Origin of the sequence: Lactococcus taiwanensis (assembly GCF_017068355.1) — a bacterium.
GTDB classification, from domain to species: domain Bacteria; phylum Bacillota; class Bacilli; order Lactobacillales; family Streptococcaceae; genus Lactococcus; species Lactococcus taiwanensis.
Genome location: NZ_CP070872.1, coordinates 1,568,597 through 1,584,405, shown reverse-complemented (window position 1 = coordinate 1,584,405; position 15,809 = coordinate 1,568,597). Strand labels below are relative to the sequence as shown.

At 40.1% G+C, this 15,809-nt stretch carries 13 protein-coding genes, 1 tRNA gene and 1 other RNA gene; 12 read left to right on the top strand and 3 right to left on the bottom strand.

The window, feature by feature from the left end; genetic code table 11:
- The first annotated feature begins 105 nt into the window (after positions 1-105).
- Both spxB and JW886_RS07860 read left to right on the top strand, forming a co-directional pair.
- A complete protein-coding gene (gene spxB, locus JW886_RS07865; RefSeq protein WP_205871793.1) occupies positions 106-1,899 on the top strand; it encodes a pyruvate oxidase in 1,794 nt (597 codons plus the stop codon).
- 23 nt (positions 1,900-1,922) lie between these two features.
- Positions 1,923-3,023, top strand: a complete 1,101-nt coding sequence (locus JW886_RS07860; protein ID WP_205871792.1) for a lactate oxidase — start codon at positions 1,923-1,925, stop codon at positions 3,021-3,023.
- Positions 3,024-3,066: 43 nt separating this feature from the next.
- On the opposite strand, the gene JW886_RS07855 is transcribed toward JW886_RS07860, so the two are convergent.
- Positions 3,067-3,139, bottom strand: a tRNA-Arg gene (locus JW886_RS07855).
- A 79-nt stretch (positions 3,140-3,218) separates the two neighbouring features.
- Positions 3,219-4,199, bottom strand: a complete 981-nt coding sequence (locus tag JW886_RS07850) for a Gfo/Idh/MocA family protein (RefSeq protein WP_205871791.1) — start codon at positions 4,197-4,199, stop codon at positions 3,219-3,221.
- Positions 4,200-4,447: 248 nt separating this feature from the next.
- On the opposite strand from JW886_RS07850, the gene udk reads away from it, so the two are divergent.
- The 3 genes from udk (at position 4,448) to JW886_RS07835 (ending at position 6,791) form a co-directional block, all read left to right on the top strand.
- Entirely contained in the window at positions 4,448-5,068 is a 621-nt protein-coding gene (udk, locus tag JW886_RS07845) for a uridine kinase (protein ID WP_075525374.1), read from the top strand.
- A gap of 216 nt (positions 5,069-5,284) precedes the next feature.
- The gene (gene pta, locus JW886_RS07840; protein ID WP_075525375.1) at positions 5,285-6,268 is read left to right on the top strand and encodes a phosphate acetyltransferase; all 984 of its coding nucleotides are present in this window, start codon (positions 5,285-5,287) and stop codon (positions 6,266-6,268) included.
- Positions 6,269-6,398: 130 nt separating this feature from the next.
- A complete protein-coding gene (locus JW886_RS07835) occupies positions 6,399-6,791 on the top strand; it encodes a hypothetical protein (protein ID WP_075525376.1) in 393 nt (130 codons plus the stop codon).
- Positions 6,792-6,839: 48 nt separating this feature from the next.
- Here JW886_RS07835 and JW886_RS07830 read toward each other — a convergent pair whose 3' ends face one another.
- On the bottom strand, positions 6,840-7,625 hold the full coding sequence (locus JW886_RS07830; protein WP_205871790.1) for a Cof-type HAD-IIB family hydrolase: 786 nt from the start codon (positions 7,623-7,625) through the stop codon (positions 6,840-6,842).
- 166 nt (positions 7,626-7,791) lie between these two features.
- On the opposite strand from JW886_RS07830, the gene JW886_RS07825 reads away from it, so the two are divergent.
- The 7 genes from JW886_RS07825 to JW886_RS07795 all read left to right on the top strand — a co-directional run bounded on the left by JW886_RS07825 (position 7,792) and on the right by JW886_RS07795 (position 15,724).
- Positions 7,792-10,080 (top strand): DNA translocase FtsK, encoded by a 2,289-nt coding sequence (locus tag JW886_RS07825; protein WP_205871789.1) that lies wholly within the window; start codon positions 7,792-7,794, stop codon positions 10,078-10,080.
- On the top strand, positions 10,077-10,652 hold the full coding sequence (locus tag JW886_RS07820) for a hypothetical protein (protein ID WP_205871788.1): 576 nt from the start codon (positions 10,077-10,079) through the stop codon (positions 10,650-10,652). Before JW886_RS07825 ends, JW886_RS07820 begins: the two co-directional genes overlap by 4 nt.
- A 6-nt stretch (positions 10,653-10,658) precedes the next feature.
- Positions 10,659-11,663, top strand: a complete 1,005-nt coding sequence (gene holA / locus JW886_RS07815; RefSeq protein WP_205871787.1) for a DNA polymerase III subunit delta — start codon at positions 10,659-10,661, stop codon at positions 11,661-11,663.
- 53 nt (positions 11,664-11,716) lie between these two features.
- Positions 11,717-12,106, top strand: a complete 390-nt coding sequence (gene gpsB / locus JW886_RS07810) for a cell division regulator GpsB (RefSeq protein WP_075525381.1) — start codon at positions 11,717-11,719, stop codon at positions 12,104-12,106.
- A 79-nt stretch (positions 12,107-12,185) separates the two neighbouring features.
- Positions 12,186-12,552: RNase P RNA component class B (gene rnpB / locus JW886_RS07805), an RNA gene on the top strand.
- Between the two features lie 66 nt (positions 12,553-12,618).
- Positions 12,619-13,773: a THUMP domain-containing class I SAM-dependent RNA methyltransferase gene (locus JW886_RS07800; protein ID WP_205871786.1), complete on the top strand. Its 1,155-nt coding sequence runs from the start codon at positions 12,619-12,621 to the stop codon at positions 13,771-13,773.
- Positions 13,774-13,885: 112 nt separating this feature from the next.
- Positions 13,886-15,724 carry a cell division site-positioning protein MapZ family protein gene (locus tag JW886_RS07795; protein WP_205871785.1) on the top strand — a complete coding sequence of 613 codons (1,839 nt, stop codon included), beginning with the start codon at positions 13,886-13,888 and terminating at the stop codon, positions 15,722-15,724.
- The last annotated feature ends 85 nt before the right edge of the window (positions 15,725-15,809 follow it).

The window sequence follows — 15,809 nt, the reverse complement described above, 5'->3', positions numbered from 1 at the left end:
TTTAAAGAAATCTAAAAGAAGATGACAAAATATGTGCACTTTTCTTTAAGAAGGAGTATACTATATTTATAGTTTACAAACGTAAACACAAGAAGGGAGCTATCAATGGAAAATAAAATTGAAGCAGGTGTTGCAGCTGTAAAAGTTCTTGAAAATTGGGGTGTGAGCCATATTTATGGAATTCCTGGTGGATCCATTAATTCTCTAATGGACGCATTAGATAAGGAAAGGGAAAAAATTCGTTATGTTCAAGTACGGCATGAAGAAGTTGGTGCTATGGCAGCAAGTATGCATGCCAAGTTTACTGGAGAGATTGGTGTAGCTTTTGGTTCTGCAGGACCTGGAGGGACTCATTTGTTAAATGGGCTCTATGATGCACGTGAGGATGGAGTTCCAGTGTTAGCCCTTGTCGGTCAATTTGGGACAACGGGTATGAATATGGATACCTTTCAAGAGATGAATGAGGATCCAATTTATGCTGATGTGGCGGTATATCACCGCGTGGTGATGACAGCAGCTTCTCTTCCTCATATTATTGATGAGGCCATTCGACAAGCTTATAGTAAGCATGGTGTTGCAGTGGTTCAGCTCCCCGTTAATCTTGGTTGGGAAAAAATACCAGCAGATGGGTGGTTTGACGCTAGTCAAGTTTACAGACCCCTAAAGTTTGCGGCACCCGAACCAGCGGAAATTAATAAAGCTGTTGAAATTTTAAGCAAGGCGGAACGTCCGCTAATTTTTGCGGGGATTGGAGCACGTGGGGCAGGAAAAGCTCTTGTTGAATTATCTCGTAAGATCCAAGCTCCGATCATGGTTTCTGCTTTGGCAATTGATGTTATTGATCATAAATATGAAGGCTTTTTAGGTTCTGCTGTTCGTGTGGCAAGGAAACCTGCTAATGACGCGGTGGCAAATGCTGATACGATCTTAATGCTTGGAACTAATCAACCCTTTATTGACGTTACCAATATGTTCAAAAATGTAAAACACGTCATCCAAGTGGACATCAATCCCGCTCATTTGGGCAAACGCCAACAAACTGAGTTAACTATTTTGGCAGATGCTCAAAAGGTAGTGGCTAGCTTGTTGGACGAAGTGCCACAAAAACAAGAAAGTTCCTGGTATCGTGCTAATCTGAAGAATATTAACAATTGGAAAGCGTATACGGATCATTTAGAAAATGATCTCAATAATAGTGCACTGACACTTTATCAGGTTTACCATGCTCTTAACGAAGTGACAAAACCGCAAGCCCTCTTTTCAGTAGATGTAGGCGATGTCACGATGACTTCGGTACGTCATCTGCATCTCAAGGAAGGGCAACAATGGCGAACTTCAGGGCTGTTTGCTACTATGGGGATCGGGTTACCGGGAGCTATCGCTGCTAAACTTGATTTTCCCGAACAACAAGTTTGGTCTCTTTCAGGAGATGGTGCTTTTTCAATGGTTATGCAAGACCTGGCTACACAAGTTCAAGAAAAATTAGGGATTATTAATGTGGTCTTCTCTAATCAGCAATATGGATTTATTAAGGATGAGCAAGAATCAACGAATAGAGGATATTTAGGTGTAGCTTTTACAGGGATTGATTTTGCTAAGGTAGCTCAAGCGATGGGAGCGCATGGTTTTACCGTCACCAAGTTAGAAGAACTTCATCAAGTTTTTGCACAAGCGGTAGAGCTTGCTGACTCAGGGGAAACGGTCTTGATTGATGCCAAGATAACTAATGAAAGTCCTTTGCCTGTAGAAGCACTCAAACTTGAACCTGAACAATTTTCTAATGAGGAAATTGAAGCGTTTAAAGCACGCTATCACGCTCAGCTATTGGAACCTTTCTCTAAATATTTACAAGAAGAGGGGCTTAATAAACATGATTCAATTGAACAAGGTGGTTTTTGAATTTAAGGATTAGGGAGAAAAAAATGAAATATCAAACAAGTCAAGAAAATAAGAAAATTGAAATTATCAACTTGCAATCACTTGAAGCTAGAGTGAAAAAAAGTATGGAAGCTGCAGGAAATGGAGGGGCTTTTGGTTATATTCGAGGTGGTGCTGAGGATGAGTGGACCATGCGAGAAAATACCCTAGCATTCAATAAAAAGAAAATAATGCCACGTGTCTTAAGAGGAATTGATCATGCAGATTTATCAACTTCTCTTTTTGGAATACCGCTGACTACACCTATCATACAAGCTCCTGTGGCTGCTCAAGGACTTGCTCATGAAGAGGGAGAAGTTGCTACGGCGAAGGCTCTAGCAAAGATAGGATCAATATTCTCTATTAGTACCTACGGCAGTACTGCGGTTGAAGAAGCTGCTCAGGCTGCCCCTGGAGCACCACAATTTTTCCAATTGTATATGAGTAAGGATGATCATTTTAATGAATTTCTCTTAGCGAAGGCGGTGGCTGCAGGAGTTAAAGCAATCATTTTAACAGCTGATTCTACGTTGGGAGGGTACCGTGAAGAAGATGTTGTGAACCATTTTCAATTTCCGCTTCCAATGCCTAATCTTGCAGCTTTTTCTGAAAGTGACGGGAAAGGTAGAGGGATAAGTGAGATTTATGCAGCTGCTAAACAAGGGTTAGTGATGGAAGATATCCAAAAAATTAAAGCGTTCACTCATCTCCCTGTTATTGTAAAAGGTATCCAATCTCCTATCGATGCTGCTGAAGCCATTGAAGCAGGGGCTGATGGAATTTGGGTTTCTAATCATGGTGGAAGACAGCTTGACGGAGGACCAGCATCAATAGAGGTGTTACCTCTTATTGCCGAGCAAGTAAACCATCGGGTTCCGATTGTTTTTGACAGTGGTATCAGACGTGGTTCACATGTATTCAAGGCATTAGCACTTGGAGCAGATGTGGTCGCTATTGGACGTCCAGTTCTGTATGGTTTAAATCTTGGTGGAGCACAAGGAGTTGAGGCGGTTTTTGAACACCTTAATAAGGAGCTAAGCATTACGATGCAACTTGCAGGTACAAAAACGATTGATGAAGTTAAACATACTCCTTTAATGGATTAAATTTGAGTAAATAAAAAAGACAACAAGTGTGTCTTTTTTTATATGGCCCCTGCCAGGATCGAACTGGCAACCACTGCTTAGGAGGCGGTAGTTATATCCAATTTAACTAAGGGACCGTAAAAAGTTACTGACAGAGCTGTCAGAGAAAGGAGTAAAGGTAAGCCCTCTAAATCAGTAACGGGTGAAACAGAATGTTTATTGATGATCTGCTGTAAAGACGATACCAGCACTCTGCCGCATTTCATAAGAAGTTTCTGCAACAGCTTTGGCATAGCTTTGAAGGTGTTTAGCGGTTGTCGTATCATGAGATTCGAGGAGTTTTGCAAACTCGTTTGCTTCATCATAAAGAGAATGTTTAGGAGCTGTAATATCTAGCCTTGTTTTTTCGCCCGCTAAGTTGACAAAGGTTGCTGACGTGATTGCATTCACTCCATCTAAAATCAATGTTCCATCTTCTGTGTAGATTTCGCTTGGTAAGTAGCTATTGACATTTCCGGCACATTTTATAGCGACTTTGAACTCACTATAATCAAGTACACCGACACCTGATAAGTCAACGCCGGAAGGTAGAATAACGGCGTCATATGTCGCTTTCTGAGGTTTACCAAACCAAAAAATTGCTGCATATAAAAGATAAACGCCAAGATCGGCAAGAAGCCCTCCTGAGAATTTCGCATTAAACTTGTTGGGGAGTTCTCCTTGCAAAAGTGCTGGCATTTTTGAAGAATACTTGGAGTAGGTAAAGTCCGCACCCTTGACAGTCTTGTCAGCAAGAAAGTCTTTGATTGTAGTAAAAGCTGTTTCGTGAATGTTACGAGCGCCTTCAAAGAAAAGTAAGTCCTTTTCTTCAGCCAATTTCATAATTTCCAAAAGTTCCGAAGGATTTGAAAAAGCTGGTTTTTCAACAATTACATGATGCCCTGCAAGAAGTGCGCCTTTTGCTTGTTCAAAGTGTAAGGCATTGGGACTTGCAATATAAATTACATCTAAATGGGCCTCAAAAAATTGCTCTAACTGATCAAACTGCTCAATCTCTTCAAAATCAGCGCTAAAACGCGCAGCGGATTCAAGTCGGCGAGAATAGACCGCTGAAAATTTAAATTTTTCAGTCAGATGGGCTGCATCAATAAAAGAGCGAGCAATCCAACTCGTTCCGATAACACCAAGTTTTAACATCCTAATCTCCTTTTATGGGGCAGAAGTAATTCATCAGAAGGACTTCTATTTTCTGTCAAAATCTACCTCTATTATATCAAAAATTATACTAAAGTACCTCTGCTGAACTATCAGTGTACTGACGGTTTGGTAAGTGAATGACAAAATTTGATAAAATGTGGTAAAATATATAGGAAAAATTTTTGAATTAATTGTGACCCAAGTGTGCAATTAATCGGTGGAATTTATTCTGCAGAAAGGCACATATTTTGAAAAAAACATTAATTATCGGTGTAACTGGTGGTTCGGCTAGTGGTAAGACAAGTGTTTCGCATGCGATTTTAGAGACATTCTCTAATGAGAGAATCGCTATGATTGAACATGATAGCTACTATAAAGACCAATCCCATCTCACTTTTGAAGAACGCACGAAAACAAATTACGACCATCCGTTGGCTTTCGATACAGATTACCTGATTGCTCAACTCAAGGAACTCCAAGAAGGGCGTGCTGTTGATATTCCCATTTATGATTATGCTCGCCATACGCGTTCTGAGGACACTTATCGTCAAGAACCTGTGGATGTGTTGATTGTAGAAGGAATTTTAGTCCTTGAAGATGAACGTTTACGTGATTTGATGGATATCAAGATTTTCGTGGATACAGATGATGATGTGCGAATTATTCGTCGTATTCGTCGGGACATTGAAGAACGTGGACGTACTTTGGATTCGGTCATTACTCAATATCTGGATGCTGTCAAACCAATGTATCATCAGTTTATTGAACCTACTAAGCGTTATGCGGATGTGATTATTCCTGAGGGAGTTTCAAATACGGTAGGAGTCGATATTATTACAACAAAGATTGCCAGTATTTTGAATGATTAAGCCTGTTTGAGACAGGTTTTTCTTTTAACTTTGCTAAGATCTATTTTGTGAAATAATCTTCAAGAGAAGTGAAGTTATTTCCTGATAAATCAACAATGGTAATGCTTACTTTTTTTGTGAAAGTGTGTTATACTTGTTTCGTAACATTTGCAGAAAGGATAGTCGCTTTAAAAAGCGGCGTGCTATGACAGGGTCATAGTGAGGGATAATTTCAAAATGGAACTTTTTGAATCGTTAAAACAAAAAATCGGCGGAAAAGGACTTAGAATCGTCTTTCCAGAAGGTACAGATGCTCGTATTTTGGGGGCGGCCAACAGACTTTATGCGGACAAATTGGTCACACCAGTATTTATTGGAAACATCAAGGAAGTAACAGCAACTTTGACTTCGCGGGGGATTAATCCTGAAGGTTTTCAAATTTATGATCCAATGAATTGTGATCGCTTTGAGCAAATGGTAGAACTTTTCATTGAACGTCGTAAAGGAAAAGCGACCGAAGCGCAAGCGCGTGAAATTTTGAAAGACCCTAATTACTTTGGTACCATGTTGGTTTATATGGGTATTGCAGATGGTATGGTGTCTGGAGCAATTCACTCCACTGCGGATACAGTCCGCCCAGCACTCCAAATTATTAAAACAAAGCCAGGTGTTAAATCTGTTTCTGGAGCTTTCATTATGGTACGTGGGCGTGACGATAATGAAAAATATATTTTTGGCGATTGTGCGATTAATATCAAACCTGATGCGCCAACGCTTGCAGATATTGCTGTGGCTTCAGCTGAAACAGCAGCCCTCTTTGACATCGATCCTAAAGTAGCGATGCTTTCTTTCTCAACAAAGGGCTCTGGTAAATCTGAAGATGTTGAAAAAGTGGTAGAAGCAACTAAGCTCGTCAAAGAAAATCATCCTGAAATCGAACTGGATGGCGAACTCCAATTCGACGCAGCTTTTGTTCCTGCGGTAGCTCGTCAAAAAGCACCTGAATCTTCTGTAGCTGGGAAAGCCAATGTCTTTATCTTCCCTGATATTCAATCTGGAAATATTGGTTATAAGATCGCACAGCGTCTCGGTAATTTTGAAGCTATCGGTCCTATCTTACAAGGCTTAAACGCCCCGGTATCCGACCTTTCACGTGGCTGTAATGAAGAAGATGTCTATAAATTAGCCATCATTACAGCGGCACAAGCCTTAAAAGATTAATTCTGACTTACTGACGGTGCTGTCAGTAAATGATGCACGCCGTTTTTAATAAAATCCTTCATTCTTGGAGGATTTTTTAATTCTTTTAAAAATGTTATAATGATAAAATCAAAATATGAAATGAGCAGCTATGAAAAAATCTAAAATTTTTGCCTTAATTGCTAATCTTATCTTCACCGCTTTTGTGTTGATTGCCTTAGCAGGTTTTTGGTTTATTTTTCTCATGAGAAATTCTTCTGCGGTAATTCAAGATGTGCAAGATGCTGGTTTAGAGATGAATATGTTAGTTTCAGCTCTGATCATCGCTGCGGGTGTTCTCATCTTACTAGTGATATTAAATTGGATAGCCTTTATTCGCTTCCATCATTCTAGGGGATGGCGTCTTTATTTACTGATTGTTGGCATATTTTATGGCTTGGCGTCGCTATTTAATGGAGCTGGTCTTTTGATTACCTTGCCCATTGCGATTTGTTTGGTTTTAAGTTATGTGTTTAAGCAACAAGAAATAAAAGTAGAAAAATAAAAAGCACCGCGTTCAACAGGTGCTTTTTATAAATGAAAATAAAGTATTTTACATTAAATCCCAGTGCTTAAAGGCATTGATAATGCCATGATTAGTATTTTCTGTAGAAATGAAATCAGCAAGTTCTTTCAATTCTGAAACAGAATTTCCCATTGCAGTACGATAATCCGCAGCTTTAAAAAGGTCCAAATCATTACGTCCATCTCCAAAAGCAAAGGTATCCCCTTCAAAACCAAGGACATCTTTAACATGAAGCAGCCCAGTTCCTTTATTTGTTGTACGATTGGTGACATCGATTGAACTTGGTGAGTTCATAAAAAAGTTCAGTTCGGGCACGGCTTCTTTGTAGTAATCAACCTGGCTGAGTTGATTTGTGAGGACAAGGAGCATGTTGACTTCTTGAGAAAGATAGCGCGTGGCATCGACTTCAGGCATTGGCATATGCGTGTAAGCATAGGCTTTTTTTGCAAAATCAGTCAGAGCGTTGACCCAGTAACCGTGGCTGTCATAAAAAGAGAGGGCCTCACGTTGTGTTTCTGAAGCTTGAAGTAATTTTTTCACACTGGATGTCGGTATTTCCTCTTTGTAAATGGTTTTACCATCTAAAACAATATACTGACCATTCATGGCAACCGCACCGGTAATGCCAGTTTGTTCCATGATTGCGTCAAGCTCAAAATGTCCTCGCCCAGTTGCGATGAAAGGTAAAATCCCGTTTTCTCGAATCCGATGTACTCCGTCAATTACTTCTTGATCTAATTGACTTTGGGCATTGAGCAAAGTTCCATCGAGGTCAAAGAAGGCTAAAGCCTTATAATCATTGATATTTTCCATAATTTTATTGTATCAAATTTATGATATAATTGTAAGTAGATTTATCCACAGATGCCAGAGCTAGTCTTCTCTGACAGGCTGGTCAGCAAAGCAAAGAGTATTCTATTTTGAACCAGCACCTGATGACCTTTTTAAAATTAGAAGAACCTGAAAGTAAAATATAAAAATGGCTACGAAGAAAAAAAATACACGAAGAAATACAAAAAAAGAATTACAAAAAAAAGCTGCTACCCGAAAAATGATTGCTTTTTTTGTTGCGCTTATCTTAATATTATTTGCCCTCGCTCGTCTCGGGATTGTAGGGGTTCTAATTTATAACCTTGTCCGACTCTTTGTGGGCTCATTAGCGATTTTGTTTTTATTGTTAGTGGTCCTTATGATGTTTCTCATGGTTTTCAAGAAGAACGTTTTAAAAGATAATAAACGCATTATCCCAGCTATTAGCATTGCTTTTATCGGGCTGATGCTCGTCTTTCAAATTCAATTAGGGCTTAGTTTTGGGCGGACGTTGCACCTTATCTTAGCAGATTTAACGGCTGGTCGCGTGACTTATTTTGTAGGTTCAGGAGTGATTGGAGCGGCCATTTTTGGACCAGCGAAGGCTCTGTTTTCTGTGGCAGGTGTTTACATTTTAGCGGTTGTTTTTTGGCTTGCTGCCCTTTACCTCCTTTTGCCAGGACTATTTCCGAAGGTACGTCAAAGCCTTCACGAGCGTTTGGCTCATTGGAAAGTAAAACACCACGAAAAACGTGAAGCTAAAAAGGCGGCTAAAGCGCTCGCTGCCTTAGAGGCTGAAAAAAATGCGCAGGAGGAGGCACTCCTAGCTCCTCGAGAAGAACAAGTAGATGCTTTATTTGCTAGCGCACCCGCTGAGGTTCCTATTAACATTCCTGATTCAACAACTGCCGTTACAGAAAATATGATGGATTTTGAACAAAATTATCCTAAAGAAGATGAAAATGATGAAGTTCATTTTGAAACTAACAGTAGTCAGACTTATGAAGGAAACTATCAGCTTCCAACAATTGGTTTACTTGCAGAGATACCTGTCAAAAATCAGGCTGGGGAACGCGAAAATGTTCGTAAAAACATTGGAATTTTAGAAGAAACTTTCCGCTCTTTTGGAATCACTGCCAATGTGGAATCTGCCGTTGTCGGCCCATCAATTACAAAATATGAAATCAAATTAGCCACTGGAACGAAAGTGTCACGCGTTGTCAATCTCTCAGATGATTTGGCATTAGCATTGGCTGCCAAAGATATCCGAATCGAAGCCCCTATTCCTGGAAAATCTTTGATTGGGGTGGAAATTCCGAACGCTGAAGTAGCGACTGTAGGTTTTCGGGAAATGTGGGACGGTGGAAAAACGAATCCCGCTAAACTTTTGGAAATTCCACTTGGAAAATCGCTTGACGGTGGTATTCGAACTTTTGATTTAACGAGAATGCCTCATCTACTCATCGCAGGTTCCACTGGTTCTGGTAAATCAGTAGCAGTAAATGGGATTATTACTTCAATTTTGATGAAGGCTTTGCCCAGTCAAGTGAAGTTTCTGATGGTTGACCCTAAAATGGTCGAACTTTCTGTTTACAATGATATTCCTCATCTATTGATTCCAGTCGTAACAAATCCACGTAAAGCTTCACGTGCCCTCCAAAAAGTTGTTGACCAAATGGAAGAACGCTATGAACTCTTTAGTCGTTATGGCGTTCGTAACATTGCGGGATATAATGAAAAAGTCCAAAGATATAATGCAGAATCAGATGAAAAAATGCTTGAACTTCCTTTGATTGTAGTCATTGTTGATGAATTAGCCGATTTAATGATGGTTGCCAGTAAAGAAGTGGAAGATGCCATTATTCGTTTGGGACAAAAGGCTCGAGCAGCAGGAATTCATATGATTCTTGCAACGCAACGACCATCTGTTGATGTCATTTCTGGACTAATTAAAGCAAATGTTCCTTCAAGAATTGCCTTTGCTGTTTCATCTGGAACAGATTCACGAACAATTTTGGATACTAATGGGGCTGAAAAATTACTAGGTCGTGGGGATATGCTCTTTAAACCAATTGATGAAAATCATCCGATTCGTTTGCAAGGGGCTTTCTTATCTGACGATGATGTCGAATCTGTTGTGACCTTTATTAAAGACCAATCAGAAGCTCAGTATGACGAAAGCTTTGACCCCGGTGAGGTAGATGAGAGTCAAGTTGGTGCGGGCGCTTCAAATACAGGCTCTGGTGACCCCTTATTTGAAGAAGCACGAAATATGGTTATTATGGCTCAAAAAGCTTCAACGGCTCAATTGCAACGGGCTTTAAAAGTTGGATTCAATCGTGCCTCTGACTTGATGAATGAATTGGAAGCGCAAGGAATTGTTGGTCCTGCTAAAGGAACGACGCCTCGTAAAGTCCTTGTTAGTCCGGATGGTGAGTTCATTGGAGGAGAGGAATGAGTGGAGAACTAGATTACCATCACTTTTTTCTGCAAATTTATGAGATTTTACGCGAAGATGAGCAAAATAAAAAATTGTCCAAGCAGGAGAAAGCCGTTCTAGCCGATGCCCTGATTTTAAATGAACGCAAAGAACCAGTTTTAAAAATCTTAGGGCAGCTTTATATGCGTTTAGAATTTTGGAATCGGCCTGCTGATGATGAGATTTTAAAAGGTGGCATGAAGGCCCCAGTCAGAACACTTTATGAAGCATTAAAGGCGGATAAAAATATCACTTCTTCACAAAAATTTATTCCAGGAGTTGAAGCTTATCGACCGATTACATGGAATGATGCTTTGTATGGAAATAAAATGACGGAAGACGATGGCTTTATCGGTGGGGGCTATGTCACTTTTGACTCTAATGAAAAATATAAATCAATGGAAGAGAGAATAGCTGTATCTGATAATGAAATTGTTAGAAATGCAAAATCAAGTTTTGCTAAACTCTTTCAAGTTGGTTGTTTAGTTTTTGCTTTGCTCATCCTGCTCCTAGTTCTCTTGGGGTTTGCTTTAAAAATGGTAACGAGGTAGTTAAAAATGACAGTATTTGATGAATTTAATGAAATCAAAAGAAAAGGCCTGCCGCAGATTTTAGTTATCTTTGGCGAGCCAACCGAAATAGTGGGCGAATTGAAAAAGCAGCTCTTATCTGAGGTGAACTTTGAACCAACGGATTTGAGTCAGGCTTATTATGACTTAACCCCTAACAACAGTGATTTAGCACTTGAAGATTTGGAATCGTTACCCTTTTTCTCAGATTCTCGGTTGGTAATCTTGGACAATTTGGTCAATTTAACAACGGTTAAAAAGAGCGTTCTCGATGAAAAGCAGATGAAGCGCTTTGAAAGTTTTTTGGACAATCCGGCAGAGACAACCCAACTTGTGGTAATTCTGTATGGGAAGTTAGATAGTCGTCTGAAAGTTGTAAAAAAATTAAAAGCTAAGGCAACTCTCCTTGAAGCGCGTGAATTAAAAAGTCAAGAATTAATTCACTATTTCAGTCAAGGAAGTAGCTTATCAAAAGCGGTATTAAGTTTGATTGCAGCTAAGTCAAACGATAATTTTTCGGTCATGAAGCAAAATATTGATTTGGTCGAAACTTATGCACTTGGACGCGAGGTCACGGTGGAGGATGTCGAAAAAGTTGTTCCCAAATCACTACAAGATAATATCTTTGCCTTAACTGACTTAATTTTCAAAGGGAAAATTAATGAGGCACGTGCACTGGTGCATGATTTGACTTTACAGGGTGAGGATTTAATCAAAATTTTGGCGATTTTGACAAATTCTTACCGTTTATATCTGCAGGTCAAACTCTTTCAAGAAAAAAGCTGGCAAGAAAATCAGCAGGTTTCCTATTTGAAAATGCACCCTTATCCAGTAAAATTAGCTAACCAGTTAGTCCGGAAGTTGCCACTGTCTCAATTGAAAAAAGGCCTGCTTGAATTAATTGAATTGGACTATGCGATTAAAACCAGTTTGGCAGATAAGGCTTATCTTTTTGATATTACTTTAATCAGGTTGACCTTGAAAAAAATCTGAAAATTTGGTATGATTAATAACGGACATTTTATAATGATGATGAAGAGGTAAAAATGCCAACATTTAAATTTACGCCTAAAGATATTTATGAAGCAGACTTCTCCACAAAGATGCGTGGTTACGATAAAGAAGAAGTCGACGAACTCCTTGATGACGTGATTGCTGACTATGAAGCTTATCAGACAGAGGTTTTACGTTTACAAGAAGAAAATGAATTTTTAAAGAAAAAAATTGCTGAGTTAGAAATGCAAGTTTCTAAACCCAACCAAGCTAATCTTGATGATACACAACGCTTTGATCCGAGTCAGTTATTACAACAAACACGTTCTAATAAACCAAAAGTTGAAGTACGTAATCCAAGTAACTTTGATTTGTTGAAGCGGATTAATCGTTTGGAACAAGCTGTCTTTGGGCCAAATGGCATTGCTAGTGAGCATGATTAGTTTGTAACTTATCCTCTTGCAAATGGATAAGTTGAGTGTCCTGCATAAGGTCAGGACCTCAATAAGAATAATAAAAATAGTTTTCGGATAATCGCGCGATTTTTTTGAGTCGTGAGGAAAGTCCATGCTCGCACGGACTGAGATGTCCGTAGTGTTTGTGCTAGGTGAAACAATAAACCTGGGTAGGAGCGTCATGCCTAACGGCTGGCCAAAGCGCTAAGTCTTTTGATATGCGTAAGTAAGCCTGTAAAAGTGCCATAGAGACGAGACTTACGGGAAACCGTAAGAATGGAACGTGGTAAACCCCTCAAGCGAGCAACCCAAACTTATGGTCGGGGCACTTGACTAGCCGAAATGAAGGCGTGGTCGAGGCTAAAATCTTGTATTTTAGCAGACAGATGGTTATCGAAGGTCGTAGAGACCGGAACAAAACATGGCTTATAGAAAACTGTATGACACAGGCTGGGGCTTTTAGCCTCAGCTTTTTTTAAATAGAATTTGGATACTAAGAAATGATAAAAAAATTTAAATTATTAGCTACGGCTTCCGCTGGACTTGAGAGCTTGGTTGCACGTGAGTTACGCAATCTGGATATCACTGATGTGGCGATTGATGATCGCTCACGGGTATTTTTTGAGGGAGATTTAGCTACTATTGCTAAAGCAAACCTCTGGCTGCGTACTGCTGATCGGGTGAAAATCGTAGTTGGTGAGTTTAAAGCACGTACTTTTGAAGAATTGTTTGAGCAGGTTTATGCGTTGCCGTGGGAAGAATTGATTCCTTTTGGCTGCCAATTTCCAGTCAGCAAGGCAAAATCGGTCAAATCAACGCTGCATAATGAACCTTCAGTGCAAGGAATCACGAAAAAAGCGATTGTTAAAAAGTTGCAAACGACTTTCCATCGACCTGAAGGTGTACCTATTCCAGAAAACGGCCCTAAATTTTCAATTGAAATTGCTCTGCACAAAGACGTGGCAACGGTGATGATTGATACAACAGGTGATTCTTTATTTAAACGTGGCTATCGTTCGGAAAAAGGGGAAGCACCACTGAAAGAAAATATGGCAGCGAGTATCGTGATGTTGACCAATTGGTTGGCTAATCCCCGCCGTGCTTTTGTCGATCCAACGTGTGGTTCTGGGACCTTTACGATTGAGGCAGCAATGTTGGCATTAAATATGGCACCAGGACTGAAACGTGACTTTGCTTTTGAGGCTTGGCCTTGGTTTGATGCAGAAATTCTCAAGCACGAAAAAGCGTTGGCCCAAAAACAAGTGCGCACAGATTTGGACTTGGATATACAAGGTTTTGATATTGACGGCCGTATGGTAGAAATTGCAAAACGCAATGCGCTTGCGGCGGGCCTTTCAGATGTGATAAAATATAAACAAATGCGACTGCAAGATTTTCAGACTGAAAAACTTGACGGTGTGCTTGTCTCGAACCCACCGTATGGTGTGCGCCTCGAGGATGAAGAAGCGGTCGCTACGCTTTATGGTGAGATGGGCAAAACCTTTGCCCCTCTTGAAACTTGGAGCAAGTATATTTTGACGAGTGATGTTGATTTTGAAAAACATTTTGGTGCAAAAGCAACCAAGAAGCGTAAGCTTTATAATGGGACTTTGCGTACTGACTTGTATATGTACTTTGGCAAGCGGATTAAATAAATTTTACTGACAGGTCTGTCAGTGGCCAAGAAGCTCATTTTAAGAAGACTTCAAAGGATTTGGGCCATGCTTTAGCTCTTATAGAATAAAAGTTGGTCTGATCGGAGGAGAAATGTCAAACAAAAAAAATAAAAACAAGAACAAAAATAAAAATAGAACAAAGCAAATTGGTGAAAAAACACTGAAACTGCAAGATTTGCAAGATTTTACAGTTGGTGAGATTGTCGAGCAATCAAAGCGTGTGGATCAAGAAAATCAAGATAATGAATCTGTTTTGGATAAATACATTCGCCAGCATCGCGGCGAAATAGAAGAAGCCAAAAATAAGAATTTGGATGACTTTATTCAAAATGAGCGGGAGCAAATTTCAACACCAGACGTTCATTCCACAGAAGGAACTGATAACACCACTGAGCTAAAGGGTACGCTGACCTCGTCGTCAGAAGAAGAAAAGCAATCTGTCGAGCTATCAGAGACGACTTCTGAACAAGCAGAGGAAGCTCTTAAAGAAACAAAAGTTGAGCCAGAGAGACAAGAAAATAGGGAAGACTCAAAAAGTTCTGCAGAAGATCAGTTAGATTCCTCTGATGAAAAGCAAGAAGTGGTCTTAGATCCCGTCATTATGGCTGATGGCGCCATCAGCGATTCAAGCCTTGCTGATAAAGCCCCTCAAGAGACTAAGCCAGCTGTTGCAGATGAAACTGAAGCGAGGGAAGACAAAAAAGCAGTAGAGGATCAGTCTTCCCCAGTTTCGCCAGTTATTATGTCAGCTAACGACAGTGAGCAAGAAACTAGGAAAACAGTTGCTCCATTGGTTCCCCCACAAGCTGAATCCCAACCAGCTGGAGTGCCTTATCAAACTGTCACACCTTCTGATGAAGCAGAAAGTGAACCAGAAGGTGAAACGTCCCAAGAAAAAGCCGCGCCCGTAAGTAATAAGCGGAAAGTTCCTATTATTATTGGACTATGCGCCCTGGTCTTGATTGCAGCAGGTGCTGTTGGTTTTGCGCAATATAATGCCCATCAAAAACCAAAAACAGTGCAGACAAGTTCTAGTAGTCGCTCGGATTTGGATAATTTTAAAAGCCAATATGAGGCCTTTTTCACAGATAAATCTCACGAAGGTTTGAAAAATAGCCAGTTTAGCGCATTGCCAAAACTTGAAAAATTAGTAAATACTCACAAGACAGCAACGGCTTGGGCCAGCGCAGTTTCTGAGACTGAGGACTTGAAAACACAAATCGCAGCTATTGAGAAAGTAAATGCTCTATTCACTAAACCGGCCATCACCGATGGTAAATTGGATAAGCAAGTCCAAATTGTAAAGGATGTTAAGATCCCTGAAACTCCTAAGACAGCTAACGCTACCCTCAACAAACTGTTAGCACAAGCGATTGATTTGGCTCAAGCACAAAAAACTAAAGCAAGTAGTTCTCAAGCCGCAGCAAAAGCTTCAAGCGCAGCAGCTTCCACATCACAAGATAAAGCTGTCGCTTCATCAACCGCTCAAAGTGCCACAGATACAGGAAGTACGACTACTCCTTCTTCATCTGCAGCTGATACAAGTTCTGCCAATCAAAACAGTGGTCAGTCATCAACAACAAATTCAGAAGGTGTAAGTTCGGCAGGGGTAACTCTTGAAACGGCCAAGGCACGTGTGCAACCCCAAGCGGGCGTGAATACATCTGATCCTGCTTTCACTTGGGGAGCAGGCATTAAAGAAAAGGTACTAAATATTGCGCGTGATCGCGGCTATATCACAGGGAATGACTATATCCTAGTACCAAGTGCTATTCATACCACAAATGGCACACAAGGTTTTCCTGCTGGAATCGTCAGTGGTTACTACAACCTCTACGCACCAAATGGAACTTATCTCGTTTCGATTAATGCAAAAACGGGTTATTTTGTTGGAAATGGCTCTGGTCATTCTGATAATTTGGATTATTGAAGATAAAAAAAGCTTATCCATACAGGATAAGGCTTTTTTTGTTTACTGACCAGATGGTCAGTATTTATTTTAAGTGTAAGTAAGC